The organism is Kitasatospora sp. NPDC058162 (assembly GCF_042884005.1).
In the GTDB taxonomy this organism is placed as follows: domain Bacteria; phylum Actinomycetota; class Actinomycetes; order Streptomycetales; family Streptomycetaceae; genus Kitasatospora.
The window spans coordinates 29,960-46,440 of sequence record NZ_JBHVUS010000022.1 but is presented as its reverse complement, the minus strand read 5'-3'; the positions used below and the strand labels follow the sequence as shown (position 1 = coordinate 46,440).

General features: G+C 73.1%; 15 protein-coding genes. 11 read left to right on the top strand and 4 right to left on the bottom strand.

The genetic code is table 11. The annotated features are described in order from the left end of the window. The first annotated feature begins 61 nt into the window (after positions 1–61). The 8 genes from ACFVXG_RS30640 (at position 62) to ACFVXG_RS30605 (ending at position 8,150) form a co-directional block, all read left to right on the top strand. Positions 62–538 carry a type II 3-dehydroquinate dehydratase gene (locus tag ACFVXG_RS30640; protein WP_387932009.1) on the top strand — a complete coding sequence of 159 codons (477 nt, stop codon included), beginning with the start codon at positions 62–64 and terminating at the stop codon, positions 536–538. A 113-nt stretch (positions 539–651) separates the two neighbouring features. Beyond that, positions 652–1,428 (top strand): SDR family NAD(P)-dependent oxidoreductase, encoded by a 777-nt coding sequence (locus ACFVXG_RS30635; RefSeq protein ID WP_387932007.1) that lies wholly within the window; start codon positions 652–654, stop codon positions 1,426–1,428. Between the two features lie 88 nt (positions 1,429–1,516). Further along, a complete protein-coding gene (locus ACFVXG_RS30630) occupies positions 1,517–2,932 on the top strand; it encodes a 3-isopropylmalate dehydratase large subunit (RefSeq protein ID WP_387932005.1) in 1,416 nt (471 codons plus the stop codon). Positions 2,933–2,991: 59 nt separating this feature from the next. Next, the gene (locus ACFVXG_RS30625) at positions 2,992–3,600 is read left to right on the top strand and encodes a 3-isopropylmalate dehydratase small subunit 2 (RefSeq protein WP_387932003.1); all 609 of its coding nucleotides are present in this window, start codon (positions 2,992–2,994) and stop codon (positions 3,598–3,600) included. A 62-nt stretch (positions 3,601–3,662) separates the two neighbouring features. Next, a complete protein-coding gene (locus ACFVXG_RS30620; RefSeq protein WP_387932002.1) occupies positions 3,663–4,601 on the top strand; it encodes an NAD(P)-dependent oxidoreductase in 939 nt (312 codons plus the stop codon). Between the two features lie 94 nt (positions 4,602–4,695). Then, positions 4,696–5,733: an NAD(P)-dependent oxidoreductase gene (locus tag ACFVXG_RS30615; RefSeq protein ID WP_387932000.1), complete on the top strand. Its 1,038-nt coding sequence runs from the start codon at positions 4,696–4,698 to the stop codon at positions 5,731–5,733. Positions 5,734–5,780: 47 nt separating this feature from the next. Further along, positions 5,781–7,268 (top strand): FAD-dependent oxidoreductase, encoded by a 1,488-nt coding sequence (locus tag ACFVXG_RS30610; protein ID WP_387931998.1) that lies wholly within the window; start codon positions 5,781–5,783, stop codon positions 7,266–7,268. 135 nt (positions 7,269–7,403) lie between these two features. Continuing rightward, positions 7,404–8,150 carry an SDR family NAD(P)-dependent oxidoreductase gene (locus tag ACFVXG_RS30605; protein ID WP_387931996.1) on the top strand — a complete coding sequence of 249 codons (747 nt, stop codon included), beginning with the start codon at positions 7,404–7,406 and terminating at the stop codon, positions 8,148–8,150. 31 nt (positions 8,151–8,181) lie between these two features. On the opposite strand, the gene ACFVXG_RS30600 is transcribed toward ACFVXG_RS30605, so the two are convergent. Continuing rightward, the gene (locus ACFVXG_RS30600) at positions 8,182–8,862 is read right to left on the bottom strand and encodes a class I SAM-dependent methyltransferase (protein WP_387931994.1); all 681 of its coding nucleotides are present in this window, start codon (positions 8,860–8,862) and stop codon (positions 8,182–8,184) included. A gap of 130 nt (positions 8,863–8,992) precedes the next feature. Continuing rightward, positions 8,993–11,059, bottom strand: coding sequence for an MDR family MFS transporter (locus tag ACFVXG_RS30595; protein ID WP_387931992.1), 2,067 nt, complete (start codon positions 11,057–11,059; stop codon positions 8,993–8,995). A gap of 161 nt (positions 11,060–11,220) precedes the next feature. Between ACFVXG_RS30595 and ACFVXG_RS30590 the strand changes: the two genes are divergently transcribed. Further along, positions 11,221–12,756: an MFS transporter gene (locus ACFVXG_RS30590; RefSeq protein WP_387931990.1), complete on the top strand. Its 1,536-nt coding sequence runs from the start codon at positions 11,221–11,223 to the stop codon at positions 12,754–12,756. Here the strand turns inward: ACFVXG_RS30590 and ACFVXG_RS30585 are convergent. Then, positions 12,719–13,576 carry an ABC transporter permease gene (locus tag ACFVXG_RS30585; protein WP_387931988.1) on the bottom strand — a complete coding sequence of 286 codons (858 nt, stop codon included), beginning with the start codon at positions 13,574–13,576 and terminating at the stop codon, positions 12,719–12,721. The two genes, ACFVXG_RS30590 and ACFVXG_RS30585, sit on opposite strands and share 38 nt — an antisense overlap. 8 nt (positions 13,577–13,584) lie before the next feature. Further along, positions 13,585–14,496, bottom strand: coding sequence for an ABC transporter ATP-binding protein (locus ACFVXG_RS30580; protein WP_387931986.1), 912 nt, complete (start codon positions 14,494–14,496; stop codon positions 13,585–13,587). 125 nt (positions 14,497–14,621) lie between these two features. On the opposite strand from ACFVXG_RS30580, the gene ACFVXG_RS30575 reads away from it, so the two are divergent. Together ACFVXG_RS30575 and ACFVXG_RS30570 are read left to right on the top strand one after the other, a co-directional pair. Further along, positions 14,622–15,812, top strand: coding sequence for a sensor histidine kinase (locus tag ACFVXG_RS30575; protein WP_387931984.1), 1,191 nt, complete (start codon positions 14,622–14,624; stop codon positions 15,810–15,812). Then, positions 15,809–16,465, top strand: a complete 657-nt coding sequence (locus tag ACFVXG_RS30570; RefSeq protein WP_387931982.1) for a response regulator — start codon at positions 15,809–15,811, stop codon at positions 16,463–16,465. The genes ACFVXG_RS30575 and ACFVXG_RS30570 overlap by 4 nt, the downstream gene beginning before the upstream one ends. The last annotated feature ends 16 nt before the right edge of the window (positions 16,466–16,481 follow it).

The window sequence follows — 16,481 nt, the reverse complement described above, 5'->3', positions numbered from 1 at the left end:
CCGGCCGGCCGTCGGCCGACCGGAATCCAGGAACCGCATGAGCCTGAGATCGGAGAACCCCATGAGCAAGACGTCCGCACTGCGTGTCCTCGTCCTCAACGGCCCCAACCTGAACCTGCTGGGCGAGCGGGACCCCGCCCACTACGGGACGGCGACGCTCGCCGACGTCGAGCAGAACGTCACCGCGCTGGCGAAGGAACTCGGCGCCGAAGTGGACTTCGCCCAGCACAACTCCGAGGGGGACGTCGTCGACCGGCTGCAGCAGGCACGCCACGACTACGACGCGGTCATCCTCAACCCCGGCCCGCTCTCCCACTCCAGCCTGCCGGTCCGGGACGTCGTCCAGGTCATCAAGACCCCGGTGGTCGAGGTCCACATCTCGAACGTGATCTCACGCGGCGGCTACCACGAGAAGTTGGTCACCGGCCCCGCCGCCACGGCCGTGATCTGCGGCTTCGGCATCGCCGGCTACGAGCTGGCCCTGCGCTTCCTCGTCGACCGGTACGCGCCCGCCGCGGACGCCGGCCGACCGAGCTGACGGCGTCCACCCATCTCCTGCAACAGGACGATCCCCAGCAACAGCACAGCCCCGGCAACAGCACAGCCCCGAAACGACAGGCAGTGGAGGTACTCAGAGTGGAGGCGACAGGGATGTCCGCACCGGCATCGGCGTTCGGACTGCAGGACCAGGTCGTGCTGGTGACCGGAGCCGGCAGCGGCATCGGACAGGCGGCCGCGGTCGCCTTCGCCGAGGCGGGCGCGCGGGTGGCACTCGCCGGCCGGCGCCCGGAGGCCCTCGAGGAGACCCGCAAGCTCCTCCCGGACCCGGACGGCGCCCTGGCGCTCCGCTGCGACGTGGACAGCGAAGCCGAGGTCACCGCCCTGCTCGACGCGGTGGTGGAGCGCTTCGGCCGGCTCGACGCGGCCTTCAACAACGCCGGCACCTTCGGCCGGTTCGGCCCCCTCCACGAGGACGACGACGAGAACTTCGAGCTCGTGGTCGGAACCAACCTGCGGGGCCTGTGGCGCTGCATGCGCCACCAGGTCGCGCGGATGCTGGAGAACGGCGGTGGAGCCATCGTCAACTGCGCCTCCGTGGCCGCCCATCTCGGCCACGCCAAGAGCCCGCTCTACTCGGCGACCAAGCACGCCGTCATCGGCCTGAGCAAGTCGGCGGCGCTCCAGTACGCCGGCTCCGGCATCCGGGTCAACGTCGTCAGCCCGGGTTCCACCGACACCGGCATGCTGCGCTCGCTGTACGAGAGCGCGGACGCGCTGCAGGCCCGCTCCAGCCGGGCGCCGCTCAAGCGGCTCGGCACGCCCACCGAGGTGGCCAACGCCGCGGTGTGGCTGGCCAGTCCGCTGAGCGCCTACGTCACGGGCCAGACCGTGCTGGTCGACGGCGGCGTCACCGCCGGCAGTTCCTGACGGCGCGCCACACCCCCCCCGGACTCCGAACCCCGGATTTCAGACCCCTCCATCCCCGAGCCCCATCCCCCCGAGGAGACACCGAACCATGGCGGCCACGCTCTACCGCAAGGTCTTCGACCAGCACGTCGTGCGCGAACTGGGTGAAGACCAGTACCAGTTGTTCATCGGTCTGCACCTCATCCACGAGGCGACCAGTGCCCAGGCCTTCGCCATGCTGCGCGAGCGGGGCCTCAAGGTCGGCTACCCGGAGCGCAACGTCGCCACGGTCGACCACATCATCCCCACCGACGACACCTCGCGCCCCTTCGCGGACCCGCAGAGCGAGGCGCTGATGTCCGCGCTGGAGCAGAACACCGGGTCCTTCGGGCTGCGCTTCCTCTCCCCGGAGCGGCGCGAGAACGGTGTCGTGCACGTGATCGGGGCGGAGCGCGGGCTGACCCAGCCCGGGCTGACCATCGTCTGCGGGGACTCGCACACCGCCACCCACGGCGCCTTCGGCGCACTGGCCTTCGGCATCGGCACCTCGCAGGTCCGCGACGTGCTGGCCACCCAGTCGGTCATCGTCAACCGGCTCAAGGTGCGCCGGATCGAGATCACCGGCGAGCTGGCGCCCGGGGTCTCCGCCAAGGACGTCATCCTCTACGTGATCCACCGCCTCGGCCCCAAGGCCGGTGTGGGGTACGCCTACGAGTTCGGCGGGCCGGTCGTCGACGCGATGTCGATGGACGAGCGGATGACCGTGTGCAACATGGTCGTCGAGGGCGGGGCGCTGGTCGGCTACTGCAATCCGGACGAGACGACCTTCGGCTACCTGCGCGGCCGGCCGAGCGCCCCCCAGGGCGAGGACTGGGACCGCGCGGTCGCCTGGTGGCGCTCGCTCGCCTCCGACCCGGACGCGGAGTACGACGACCGGGTGGTCTTCGACGGCGCGGAGATCAGCCCGATGGTCACCTGGGGGGTCAACCTCGGCCAGTCGGTGCCGGTCGACGGGCACGTCCCCGGGCCGGCCGCCGACGCCTCCGGCGAGGCCGCCCTCGCCGACGCGCGCGCCTTCATGGGCGTCGAGGCCGGGCAGCCGGTCGCGGGCATCGGCATCGACGTCGCCTTCCTGGGCTCCTGCACCAACGGGCGCCTCTCGGACTTCGTCGAGGTGGCCGAGGCGCTGCGGCGCAGCGGTGCCCGGGTGGCCGAGGGCGTGCGCGCACTGGCCGTGCCCGGTTCGCAGGAGGTGCGCGCCCAGCTGGTCGAGCGCGGCCTGGACAAGGTCTTCGAGACGGCCGGCTTCGAGTTCCGGCAGCCCGGCTGCTCGATGTGCATCGCCATGAACCAGGACCGGCTCAACGACGGCGAGACCGCGGCCTCCTCCTCCAACCGGAACTTCAAGGGCCGCCAGGGCTCCCCGACCGGCCGGACCCTGATCATGTCGCCGCTGTCGGTGGCCGCGGCCGCGGTCCGCGGCGCCGTGGCCGACCCGCGTGAGGTCTTCGGGATCACCGGCTGACCGCCCCCGCCCGCCCCGTACTCGAACAGCGTAAGAAAGGCCCGACTGCCATGGTCGCCATGCAGCCCATCGAGATCATCAGCGGCACCGCCATCGCCATGGACGGCGATGACATCGACACCGACCGCATCATCCCGGCCCGCCACCTGAAGGCACTCACCTTCGACGCCCTGGGCACCTTCGTCTTCGAGGGCGACCGCAAGAACGCCGAGGCGGCCGGAGCGGTCCACCCCTTCGACGCGCCCGAGCACGCCGGCGCCTCCGTGCTGGTCGCGGGGGAGAACTTCGGCTGCGGCTCCTCGCGCGAACACGCCCCGCAGGCGCTCTACCGCTGGGGCATCCGGGCGATCGCGGCGGTCAGCTTCGGCGAGATCTTCCGCGGCAACTCCGCCACCATCGGCCTGCCGTGCGTGCTGCTCACGCCCGAGGCCGCCGCCCAGGCCCGGGCGGTCATCGCGGCGGACCCGACCGCGGAGGTCACCGTCGACCTGGCGACCAAGCAGCTGCGGACGGCCGGTCGCAGCTGGCCGGTCGAGATCAACGAGTCGCTGCGCCAGAGGTTCGTCTCGGGCGGCTGGGACAGCCTGAGCACGCTCGCGGAAGGGACCGCGGCAGCCGCCGACCTGAGCCGCCGCCTGCCCTACCTGAACGGGTGGCGGGCGGCCTAGGGCCTGTCCGGCGGGTCTTGCCGGCCGGCACGAAGAACCGGACACCCAGGGGGAGAGAAGTGATGCGGCGACTCGTCATGCCCGACACCACGGGCTATCCGCGGCTGGCGGAACTGGTGCGCGGCTGCCCGGGCGGTGCGGAGGTCGATCTCCTCACCGAACAGCCGGGCAGCACACGGGAGTTGGCCGAACGGATGCGCGGCGCGACGAACGTGCTGAGATTCTTCGACGGCCCTCCCCTGGACACCGGGGCACTGCTGGACGCCCGGCCGGCCCGGGTGCTGGTGGCCGGCCCGCTGGGCGGCGCCGTGGACCTCGACGCGGCCCGGGCCGCCGGGATCCAGGTCTACGACACCCCGGGACTGGCCGCCGGGACGGTCGCCGAGTTCACCCTCACCCTGATGCTCGCCCTCGCCCGGCGCCTGCCCACCGGGGTGGGCGCCGGGTCGGGCTGGCAGCCCACCACCGGCCGGGACCTCTCCGGACGGCTGCTCGGGGTGGTGGGCTGGGGGCGGATCGGCTCGGCGGTCGCCGCGCTCGGGGTCGGCATCGGCATGCGGGTGGCCGTCTGGTCGCGTTCCCTGGACGAGGAGGCCGCGCGCAGCGCCGGAGTCCGGCGCCTGGAGCTGGACGAACTCCTCGGCAGTGCGGACGTGGTGAGCCTCCACCTGCGCGCCGACCCCGGGACGACCGGGATCATCGACGCCCGCCGGCTCGCCCTGCTGCGCCCCGACGCCCTGTTGGTGAACACCGCCCGGGCGGCCCTGGTGGACATGGCCGAGCTGCGCCGTCGGCTGAGCGCCGGGGCGCTGGGCGGAGTGGCCCTGGACGTCTTCGATGTGGAGCCGCTGCCCGCGGACGACCCGCTGCGCACGGACCCGCGAGCCCTGGTCACCCCGCACATGGCCTGGATGACCGATGACGCGGTCGAGCGCTTCCTGGCGGCGGCGATCGCCTTCGGGGTCGAGGGGGACGACAGCCTGGTGCGGCGACTCGCCTGAACCGACCCCTGAGGAGCGGACACGTAAGACGCGTAAGGGCACGTAAAGACACGTAAGGACACGTAAGGAGCGGACACCCAAGGAGGGAGAAGCGATGCCCGTCGAGATCTTCGTCGGTGACGATCACGTGCTCGGCGACGTGCTGGACCGGGTCGCGGCGGAACTGGGCAAGGAGGGCCACACCGTGGTGCGCGGCCCCGCGGCGCCCGCGCCGGCCCGGACCGAGTACCCGCGGGCGCAGTGGCCCCGCTACTTCGGCCGGGCCGAGGTGGCGGTGATCAGCTCCCGGACCGTGATCACGCCGGAGCTGATGAGCTGGGCACCGCGGCTGCGGGGACTGGTCTTCGCCTCCAGCAGCACCGCCTCGTGCGATCTGCGGGAGGCCTCCGAACGGGGCATCGTGGTCGCCCACGGTGCCACCCCGGAGAACATGGAGGGGATGGCCGAGGCCACGGTCATGCTGCTCTCCGCGCTGATGCTGGACCTGCCGCTCAAGCAGCGGCAGTTGGCCCGCCACGAGCCGCGTCCGGCCCCGCAGGCGCTCACCGCCCGGCTGCTGGCCGGCAGCACCGTCGGCCTCGTCGGCCACGGCCGGATCGCCCGGGAGGTCATCGCGCGGCTGGCGGGCTGGCGGGTGGCGCGCGTCCTGGTCGCCACCCGCCACCCCGAGCGCCACCGGTCGGCCCCGCCGGTGGAGTTCACCGACCTGGACACGCTGCTGGCGCAGAGCGACGCGGTCAGCCTGCACCTGCCGCTCACCGCCGACACCCGGGGTGTCATCGGCGCGGCCGAGCTGGACCGCATGAAGCCCGGAGCGGTCCTGGTGAACACCTCCCGCGGCGGTCTCGTCGACGAGGCCGCCCTGTCCGAACGGCTCGCCACGGGCCGGCTGCGGGCCGCGGCGATCGACACCTTCGACACCGAGCCCGTACCGGCCGACCATCCGTTGCGCGGGCTCGACAACGCCATCCTCACCGAGCACATCGTGGGCCACACCCGGGACCTGTTCGACTCCCTGGTGCCCACCGCGGTCGAGCACGTCCGTGCCGTCCTCGCCGGGCAGCGCCCCCGCTACCCGGCCGACCCGGGAGCGCGGACCGACCGCGCCCGGAACGTCCCGCAGGCCCGCTGAACGGGACACCCCCGCTGAACGGGAAACCAGAGAAGGAGAGTCGGATCATGCGCAAGTCAGCAGTGCCTTCGACGTACGACGCGGAGACGGACGTCATCGTCATCGGCTACGGATTCGCCGGCGCGGTCACCGCGATCACCGCCCATGACGCGGGCGCGGAGGTGACGGTGCTGGAGAAGATGGCCCAGCCGGGCGGGAACTCCCGGGTCAGCGGCGGGAACTGCGTCATTCCCCGGGACAGCGACGAGGCCGTCGAGAGCTTCACCGACTACCTCACCGAGCTGTGCTTCGGGACCACCCCGCGCGACGTGGTCGAGGCCATCGTGCGGGAGGCCCGCACCCTGGTCAAGTGGTGCGCGGACCTCGGCGGTGACCTGCACATACCCGAGCAGCTGATCGTCGCCGGAACGTATCCGCGCACCGTGAAGGGCCCCGGCTTCCCCAAGGTGCCCGGCGGCCAGGGCACCTTCGACAAGTACTGCCTGCGCGGCGACGCCGACGTGCCGCCGTCGCTGCGGCTGTGGAACCTGCTGTCCGCCAACGTGGCCGAGCGGGCGATCGACGTCCGGCTGCGGACCGCCGCCCAGGAGCTGATCACCGACGACGCGGGCGCGGTCGTCGGCGTGGCCGCCGAGGTGGACGGGCGGCGCGTCACCCTGCGCGCCCGCCGGGCGGTGGTGATGACCTGCGGAGGCTTCGAGAACGATCCCGGGCTCAAGCAGGACCACGTGCCCGCCAAGCCGCTGAAGTTCGCGGGCAACCCGGGCAACACCGGCGACGGGATCCGGATGGCCCAGGGGGTGGGCGCCGACCTCTGGCACATGTCCCCGACCTCGACCATCATCGGCTTCCAGGCGCCGGAGTTCGAGGCCGCGTTCGGCATCTTCTTCCCCTCCGACGGCTTCGTCTACACGGACCGGCACGGCCGTCGCTACGTCAACGAGACCGGGGTCGAACTGCACGAGTTCACCCGGGTCTTCGCCCACTTCGACACCGAGGAGGTCGAGTTCCCGCGCATTCCGAGCTGGGGGATCTTCAACGAGGAGACCCGCCTGGCCGGCCCGCTGACCTGGAACGCCAGCGGCTACAACCGCGACCTGTACCGCTGGAGCCCCGACAACTCGGCCGAGATCGAGCGGGGTTGGATCGTGCGGGCCGACTCCGTCGAGGAACTGGCCGAGCGGCTCGGCGTGGCCGTGGATGAACTGGAAGCCACCCTGGGCCGCTACAACGCGGCCTGCGCGAGCGGCGTGGACACCGAGTTCGGCCGTTCCGCGCAGACCCTGAAGCCCATCGAGGCGCCGTACTACGCGGTGCCGCTGCACCCGACGGTGCTCAACACCCAGGGCGGGGCCCGGCGGGACCGGAACGCGCGGGTGGTGGACCCGTACGGGGAGCCGATTCCCCGGCTGTACTCCGCCGGGGAGTTCGGATCCGCCTGGGGCCACCTCTACCAGGGCGCGAGCAACATCACCGAGTGCCTGGTCACCGGACGGATCGCCGGTGCCGGTGCGGCGGCCCAGGAAGGGAACTGACGCACCGTCGGTTCGCAGGCCGCCGGTTCTCACAGGTCGGCCGTCGCAGGCACCGTGTGCCACTCCGTGACGGGCCGGGCGCTCTTGGCCCGGCCCGTCGCCCACCCCGCAGTCCTCCCGGGAGGAGAACACCCCATGACCGTTCGCACCGCCCTCATCACCGGCGCCGCAGGTGGCATCTGCCGCGAGCTCTCCCGGGCGCTGGCCGCCCGCGGCGAGCGGCTGGTCCTGCTCGACCGCGACGAGATCGCGCTCAAGGAACTCGCCGCGGAGCTCTCCGGCGCCACCGAGGTCCGCGCGGTGGTCGCCGACGTCCGGGAGGTGGCCCGGCTGGAGGCGGAACTGGGCGCGCTCACCGGCGAGTGGGCGCCCGGGATCCTGGTCAACGGGGTCGGCGGAGACACCCGGGTGCAGTCGCTGGAGAACCTCGACGAGGCGTTCCTGCACGAGTCGATCGCGCTCAACGTGGTACCCGTGCTCACCACCATGCGGCTGTGCGTACCGGCGATGAAGCGGTCCGGCTACGGGCGGATCGTCAACTTCTCCTCCGCCGGCGGGCGGACCTACAGCCACTTCAGCAACGCGGCCTATGTCGCCGCCAAGTCCGCCGTCCTCGGCCTCACCAAGCAGGCCGCGTACGAGCTGGCGCCCTTCGGGGTCCGGGTCAACGCCGTCGCGCACGGCCCGATCGCCACGAAGCGCATCGCCGACGCCTGGGTCGACCGCCCGGAGGAGGAGCGGCGGGCGGTGCTGTCACGGATCCCGGTCGGCCGGTTCGGCACCATCGCCGAGGCCCTGGGCAGCGTGCTCCACCTCTGCTCCGAGGAGGCGGGGTTCACCACCGGCACCGTCATCGACGTCAACGGCGGGCTGCTCATCTAGTCGCACCCGCCGGGGTGCGGTCGGGCCCGGGTCAGCGCCAGGCGGCCAGCACCGCGAACCTGAACCGCTTGTAGAAGCAGTCCGCGGACCGGAAGCCCGCGTCCGCGAGCCAGGCCAGGTGGGAGGCGACGGGCGCCGGGCGGTCGTAGGCCATCCGCTCGCGCGCCTTGTCGACGGTACCTTTCGGGGTCCCCGCCGCCTTGACCTCCCGGAGCCAGAACTCCGCGTAGAGCTCGTCGAGTTCGGGTACCGCCGCGGCGACCTGCTCGGCGTTCACGAACACCCCGCCCGGCCGCAGCACCGCGTACACCCGACGGTACAGATCGGCCTGCTCGGCCGCGGACAGGTGATGGATCGCCAACGCGGAGACCACGATGTCGTAGGGGCCGCTGGGCAGGGCGTCGGACAGGTCGCCCTCGATGAGGGTGTGCTTCACCGCGTACAGGTCGAGCATCCGGTCGGCCACGTCGAGCATTTCCCGGGAGGCGTCCAGGAGGTCGATCGAGGCGTTGGGCAGGTGGGTCGCCAACTCCCCGCTGAACAGGCCGGTGCCCGCCCCCAGGTCCAGGACCTTGGGGGCGGTGCCCCGGCCGTGCACGGCGAGGTCCACCGCGATCTCGTACAGCGCGTGCAGGTGGGGGATCAGTCCCGCGCGCTCGCGGTCGAACTGCCCGGCGTCCGCTCCGAACAGCCGCGAGACGTGTGCGGTCACGGAAACCTCCAACTGCTCCGAGCGGTGGCGGCTGTGCCGCCTCCACGGCTTTCCGTGGATCGTACGCGGTGTCCGCTCCGCCCCGCTTCGGGCGCCACATGGTGAGAACGGGGCGTGTGTTGACGGTCCCTCAGACCTTGGCGCCGTTCTTGGCACGGGCGGTGGCCGGGAGGCCGTTGGCGAGGTCCTCGGTCAGCAGGCGCCAGGCGATGGCGTCGGCGGCGGTGCGCAGTTGGGGGCTGCGGGGGCGGCCGGCGTCGGCGTCGAGGCGGGCGTTGAGCCAGTCGGACCAGGCGCGGGCGAGGGCGCGGACCTCCCGGGTGCCGGCCTCGGTGTGGGTGAGGCGGTTGCCGTCGCGGGTCAGGTAGCCCTCGGTGGCCATCCGGTCGAAGACCGGTTCCAGCACCTCGGGCGGCAGCTTCTTGCGGGTGGCGATCAGGTCGAGGGAGGCGTGGCCGAGGGCCTTGGTGTGGCCGGCCACCTCCATCAGGGCCCAGGCGCCGGCCAGGTCCACCCGGGTGTCGGCGTCGCCGACGATGGTCCGGACGGCGTCCAGGTCGATGTCGCGCACGATCTTGCAGACGGCGAACTCCAGGTGCGGGTCGGAGTCGCTGGTGGTCGGCTGGGCGAAACCCTCGCCCATGTCGGTGGAGCCGGCCCGGGTGGTGTCGCGCAGCTGCACCTGCTTGAGGAACAGCGCGACCACGAAGCCGACCGCGGCCACCGGGATGGTCCACAGGTACACGGTGTGCAGCGCGTCCGAGTACGACTGGATGATCGGCGCGGCCTGCTCGGCGGGCAGCTTGTGCAGGCCCTGCGGGCTCCCGGCGGCGTGCGCCAGCACGGCCGGGTCGGCGCCGGTGAGCCGGGCGGCGGAGGCGACGCCCTTGGCCAGCTCGGTCTTGAGGCCGTTGGCGTAGATGGTGCCGAACACGGCGGTGCCGAAGGAGCTGCCGATGGTGCGGAAGAAGGTCACCCCGGAGGTGGCGGTGCCGAGGTCCGCGTAGTCGACGGTGTTCTGCACGGCGATGGTCAGCACCTGCATGCTCAGCCCGATGCCGACGCCGAGCACGAACATGTAGAAGGAGGCCAGCGCGGTGCCGGTGCCGGGTTGCAGCCGGGACAGCAGGTAGAGGCCGACGGCCATCACCAGGGTGCCGGCGATCGGGAACACCCGGTACTTGCCGGTCTTGCTGACCACGTTGCCGCTGGCGATCGAGGCGATCAGCAGGCCGATCACCATCGGCAGCATCCGCACGCCGGAGACGGTCGCCGAGTCGCCGTCCACGTACTGCAGGAAGGTCGGCAGGAAGGTCAGGGCGCCGAGCATCGCGAAGCCGACGATGAAGCTGAGCACCGAGCAGACCGCGAACACCGGGTTGCGGAACAGCCGCATCGGCAGCATCGGTTCGACCGCCCGGGTCTCCGTCCAGCAGAACAGCCCGAGCGCCACCACCCCGCCGACGAACAGGGCGATGATCACCCCGGAGCCCCAGGCGTACTGGTTGCCGCCCCAACTGGTCGCCAGGATCAGGGCGCTGGCACCGACCGAGACCAGGGCGATGCCCAGGTAGTCGATCACCGGCCGCACCGCCGAGCGCACCGCCGGGATGGTCCGGGCGGCCGCGAGCACCACCACGACGGCGATCGGCACGTTCACGTAGAACGCCCAGCGCCAGGACAGGTGGTCGGTGAACAGCCCGCCCAGCAGCGGCCCGATGACGGTGGCCAGGCCGAACACCGCGCCGATCGCGCCCTGGTACTTGCCGCGCTCGCGCAGCGGGATGACGTCCGCGATCAGCGCCATGGCGGTGACCATCAGCCCGCCCGCACCGATGCCCTGCACCGCCCGCCAGGCGATCAGCAGGGTCATGTTGGTGGACAGGCCGCACAGGAAGGAGCCGCCGACGAAGACGATCGCCGAGACCTGGAAGATCAGCTTGCGCCCGTACAGGTCGCCGAACTTGCCCGCCAGCACGGTGGCCACCGTCTCGGCCAGCAGGTAGGACGTCACCACCCAGGACATGTGGGCGGCGCCGCCGAGGTCCGAGACGATGGTGGGCAGCGCGGTGCCGACGATGGTCTGGTCGAGGGCGGCCAGCAGCATGCCGAGCACGATGGTGGCGAAGACGACGTTCCGCTGCCGCACGTCGAGCACCGGCGGGGCGGAGGGCTGGTTCTCGGTGGCGACAGTCATGCCGCCAGCCTCGGGGGCACGGGGGCCGGTCGCGATCCGGTTCGTCCGTTCGGGTGAGGCGGGTGCCGGACGGGGTTCGGGTGGCGGCGGGGTCCGGTGCAGGTGAGGATGAGCCGCAGCAGAGCCGGGGCCGGTCCCCGGGCGCCGGGAGGAGGTTCCCCATGACCGCCCCACCCTCCCGCGACGCGGAGAGCCCGCGCCCGCAGCCGCCCGGCGCCTCGGCGGTCGGCGGGCGGGCGGAGGCACGGCGCTGGCGGGCGCTGACGGTCTGCCTGGTCGCCGGGTTCATGACCCTGCTGGACGTCAGCATCGTCAACGTCGCCCTGCCCACCGTCCGGGCCGGACTGCACATGTCCGACAGCGGCCTGCAGTGGGTGCTCAGCGGCTACGCGCTCGCCTTCGGCCTGGTGCTCGTCCCCGCCGGGCGGCTCGGCGACGCCCGCAGCCGGCGGGCCGTCTTCCTCGCCGGGCTCGCCCTGTTCACCGCGGCCAGCGCACTGGCCGGGGCGGCCCAGGACCAGGAGTGGCTGGTGCTCGCCCGGCTGTTCCAGGGCGCGGCGGGCGGGGTGCTGGTGCCGCAGGTGTCGGGCTTCATCCAGACCCTGTTCCAGGGCGCCGAACGGGGCCGGGCCTTCGGCGCGCTGGGCGCGACCATCGGGCTGTCCACCGCCGTCGGACCGCTGCTGGGCGGCCTGTTGATCCACGTCTTCGGCCCGCAGGACGGCTGGCGCTGGGTGTTCCTGGTCAACCTGCCGATCGGCCTCGCCGCCCTGCCGATCGCCTACCGGCTGCTCCCGCCGCCCCGCCCGGCCGCCGAGCGGGCCGGGCAGCGCGACTTCGACCCGCTCGGGGTGCTGCTGCTCGGCGCGGGGACGGTCGCCCTGCTGCTGCCCTTCGTCCAGGAGCAGCAGTGGCACGGCCCGGCCCGCTGGCTGCTGCTGCCGCTGGCGGCGGTGCTGCTGGCGGCCTTCGTCGGCTGGGAGCGCCACTACGCGCGGGGGCACGAGCCGCTGGTCAGCATGGCGCTGTTCGCGGTGCGGCCGTACGCGGCGGGGGTGCTGCTGTCCCTGGTGTACTTCGCCGGGTTCACCGCGATCTTCTTCATCTTCACGCTCTACCTCCAGGCGGGCCTGCACTACTCGGCCCTGACGGCAGGCCTGGCGATCACCCCCTTCGCGGTCGGTTCGGGGGTGGCGGCGCCGGTGGGCGGGCGGCTGGTGGGCCAGCTCGGCCGGCGGCTGGTGGTGCTCGGGCTGCTGCTGGTGCTGGTCGGCCTGCTGGCCTCGGCCCTGGCGGTGCAGCTGTGGTCGGGGAAGTCGGTGGGCTGGGCGACGGTGGGCCCGCTGCTGGTCGCCGGGGTGGGCAGCGGCCTGGTGATCGCCCCGAACCAGACCCTCACCCTCCAGCACGTCCCGCTCGCCCGCGCGGGCAGCGCCGGCGGTGTCCTGCAGACCGCCCAGCGGGTGGGCTCGGCGGTCGGCATCGCCGTCGTCGGCTCGGTCTTCTTCGCCCACGCCACCGGCCGCCACCCGGACTGGGCGCTCGCCTTCCAACTGGGCGTCACGGTGGCGGCGGGGCTGGTGCTGGCGGCCCTGCTGGTCGCCCTCGGCGACGAGTGGGCGGGGCGGCGGGCGGCCGCCGCACCCGGTGCCGGCCCGGTCAGTGGTCGCGGCGTTGGATCACCGCCGCCGCGATGAGGACCGAGGCCAGCGCCCATACCGCGTAGCTGATCCAGGAGCCGGCGACGGTGGCCGGGTACTCGCTGGGGCGCATCCCGACCAGGGTGGTGCGGGCGAGGCGCTGCCAGGCGGGGAAGGGCAGGGCGTGCAGGAGGTCGGCGGACCAGCGGTAGCGCTCGGTGACGAAGGACGGCAGGAGGAACAGCACCGCGATGGTGCCCACCACCGCGCCCGCGCTGTGCCGGATCACGGTGCCGAGGCAGAGCCCGACCAGCGCGCAGACCGGGGCGAACAGCGCGGCCGCGGCCACGTACCGGAAGGCGGTCGGGTCGGTGATCGACTGGCCGATGCCGCGGTCGGCCAGGACGGCCTGGGTGATGCCGAAGGAGACGCCCGCGGCGACGGCGCCGTAGCCGGTCATCACGCCCGCCAGCACGCCTGCCTTGGCCAGCAGTACCGCCCGGCGGTCGGGCACGGCCGCGAGCGTGGTGCGGATCAGCCCGGTGGCGTACTCACCAGCGATGACGATGGCGCCGATGCCGCCCGCGACCAGCATCATGATGTCGGCGGAGCCGATGTGGAAGGAGTCGTTGAGCGCGGTCTGCGCCATCACCGCCGGATTGCCGTCGCCGGGCGTGTAGGTGTCGTGGGTGTAGCTGGCCGCCTTGTAGTTGGCGGCGATGATGACGAGCGTGCTGATGCCGAGCACCCAGGGCATCGAGCGCAGCGACCAGAACTTGAGCCACTCGGCGGCGAGCAGGTCACCGAAGCGGGCCCGGCGTACGGGGGTTGAGGCGTGCGTGGGGGTGCTCATCGGGGTGCTCATGGGGGTGTTCATGGGGGTGTTCATCGGGGGTCTCCGGCGAGGTACTCGACGCTGTCGGCGGTCAGTTGCATGAAGGCCTCCTCCAGGGAGGCGCCGTGCTCGGTCAGGCCGTACAGCAACAGGCGCTGCTCCAGGGCGAGTTCGCCGATCCGGCCGGCGTCGAGGCCGGTCACGTCCAGACTGCCGTCCGGCCCGGGGCGGACGGTGGCGCCGGCGGCCCGCAGCACGGTGGTCAGCCGCTCGGGTTCGGCGGCGCGGACGCTGACGGCGGCGCGGCCGGCCCGGGCGGCGAACTCGCCGAGGCTCTCGTCGGCGATCAGCCGGCCGCGGCCGATCACCACCAGCCGGTCGGCGGTGTGCTCCATCTCGGCCATCATGTGGCTGGAGACGAAGACCGTCCGGCCTTCGTCGGCGAGTCGGCGGAACAGTCCTCGCACCCAGAGCACGCCCTCGGGGTCGAGGCCGTTCAGCGGCTCGTCGAAGAGCAGTACGGGCGGGTCGCCGAGCAGGGCGCCGGCGATGCCCAGGCGCTGCTTCATGCCCAGCGAGTAGCCGCCGATCCGGCGCCCGGCGGCGTCGGCGAGGCCGACCTCGGCGAGCACCTCGTCCACCCGGCGGCGCGGGATCGCGTTGCCGAGGGCGAGGGCCCGCAGGTGGGCGCCGCCGGTGCGGCCGCCGTGCACGTCGCCGGCGTCGAGCAGCGCGCCGACCTCGCGCAGGCCGCGCGGCAGACCGCGGAAGTCCCGGCCGCCCACGGTGGCGGTGCCGGAGGTGGGGGCGTTCAGGCCCAGCACCATCCGCAGGGTGGTGGACTTGCCGGCGCCGTTGGGGCCGAGGAAGCCGGTGACGTGGCCGGGGCGCACGGTGAAGGTCAGTCGGTCGACGGCCGTGCGGCGGCCGTAGCGCTTGGTCAGTTCGTTGACTTCGATCATGGGCACTACGGTGCCGGGGGAGCCCCCGCGGCCGCATCGGACCGGCGTCGACACCGCAGGTCGGCCCCGGTCGTACAACCAGGGTTGGATGACGGCGCCCGAGCCCGTCGTTACGATCTTGAACCATGCCCGAGACACCGACGCCCCCGCTGCTGCGGCGCGTCCCGCCCGAGGCCTGGGTCGCCCTGGCCTGGTGCGTGGCCGCCGCCTACCCCGCCGTGCTGCTCGGCGCCACCGAACGACTGCAGCACGGCGCCGCCCTGCACGGCGGCCTGGCCTTCACCCTGGGCGACACCGCGATCGCCTTCGTCGGCGCGGCCCTGGTGCGCCGGCTGCCGGTGCTCTCGGTCGTCGTGCTGCTGATCGCCACCTGGACGGAGACCGACGGCTGGTCGGCGAAGAACCAGGTCCCGCCAGGTGCGCTGCTGGCGGTGTACGTCGCCCTGTTCCTGATCACCGCCCGCGGCTCGCGCCGCAGTTCGCGCACCGCCTTCGCCGTGGCGGGGGTCTTCCTGGTGCTGCACATGGGCATGGTCCACGGCAACACCGTCGGCATCTTCACCGGCACCCACATCGGCGAGGCCGACGGCGCCGCGCTGCTCGCCCTGGTCGCCTGGCTGGCCGGGCGCTCGGTGCGGCAGAACCGGGAGCACGCCGAGACGCTGAGCAGCCGGGTGGCCGCCGAGGCGGTCACCGCCGAACGGCTGCGGATCGCCCGGGAGATGCACGACACCGTCGCGCACAGCATGGGCATCGTCGCCCTCCAGGCCGGCGCCGCCCGCCGGGTGATCGACCGCCGGCCCGAGCGGGCCAAGCAGGCCCTGGGCGAGATCGAGACCGCCGGCCGGGAGACCCTCGCCGCGCTGCGCCGGATGCTGGTCGCGCTGCGCCAGGCCGACGGCGAGGTGTCCGACACCGTCCCGGCGGGCCTGGCCGACCTCGACCGGCTGGCCGAGACCACCACCGCGGCCGGGGTGCGGGTGGAGGTGCGGCGCGCGGGCGAACCGGGGCCGCTGCCACCGGAGATCGACCTCTCGGCGTTCCGGATCATCCAGGAGTCGGTGACCAACGTGGTCCGGCACGCGCGGGTGCGCGACTGCCTGGTGAGCGTCGACGGCAGCCGGGCGGGGGAGCTCCGGCTGGAGATCACCGACCGGGGCCGGGGCCACGGCGACGCGCCCGGCAGCGGCTTCGGCCTGGCCGGGCTGCGCGAGCGGGTCGCCCTGCTGCACGGCGAGTTCGAGGCCGGGCCGCGCCCGGACGGCGGCTTCCGGGTCGCCGCCCGGCTGCCCGTCCCCGAGGCGGTGACCGCGTGATCCGGGTGGTGCTGGCCGACGACCAGCCGCTGGTGCGGGCCGCGTTGGAGATGGTGATCACCGAGACGACGGACGTCGAGGTGGTCGGCGAGGCGGGCGACGGCGCCGAGGCCGTCCGGCTGGCCGCCGAACTGCGGCCGGACGTCGTGGTGATGGACATCCGGATGCCCGGCACCGACGGCATCGAGGCCACCCGGCGGGTGACCGCCGCCGGCGGGCCGACCAAGGTGGTGGTGCTCACCACCTTCGACGAGGACGAGCACGTGTACGCGGCGCTGCGCGCCGGGGCCTCCGGCTTCCTGGTCAAGGACATGGCGCTGGACGACATCCTCGCCGCGGTACGGGTGGTCGCCGCGGGGGAGGCGCTGATCGCGCCGAGCGTCACCCGGCGGCTGATCGGGGCCTTCGCGGCCCAGCAGCCCACGCCGACGCGGGCGTCGGACCGGCTGGGGGTGATCACCGAGCGGGAGCGGGAGATCCTCACCCTGGTCGGCCGGGGCCTGTCCAACCCCGAGATCGCCGCCGAACTGGTGCTCAGCATCGCCACCGTGAAGACCTACATGACCAGGCTGCTCGCCAAACTGGACGCCCGCGACCGGGTCCAGCTGGTCATCCTGGCCTACGAGGAGGGCCTGGTCTCCGTCCCCGGCTGACCAGGCCCCACGCACC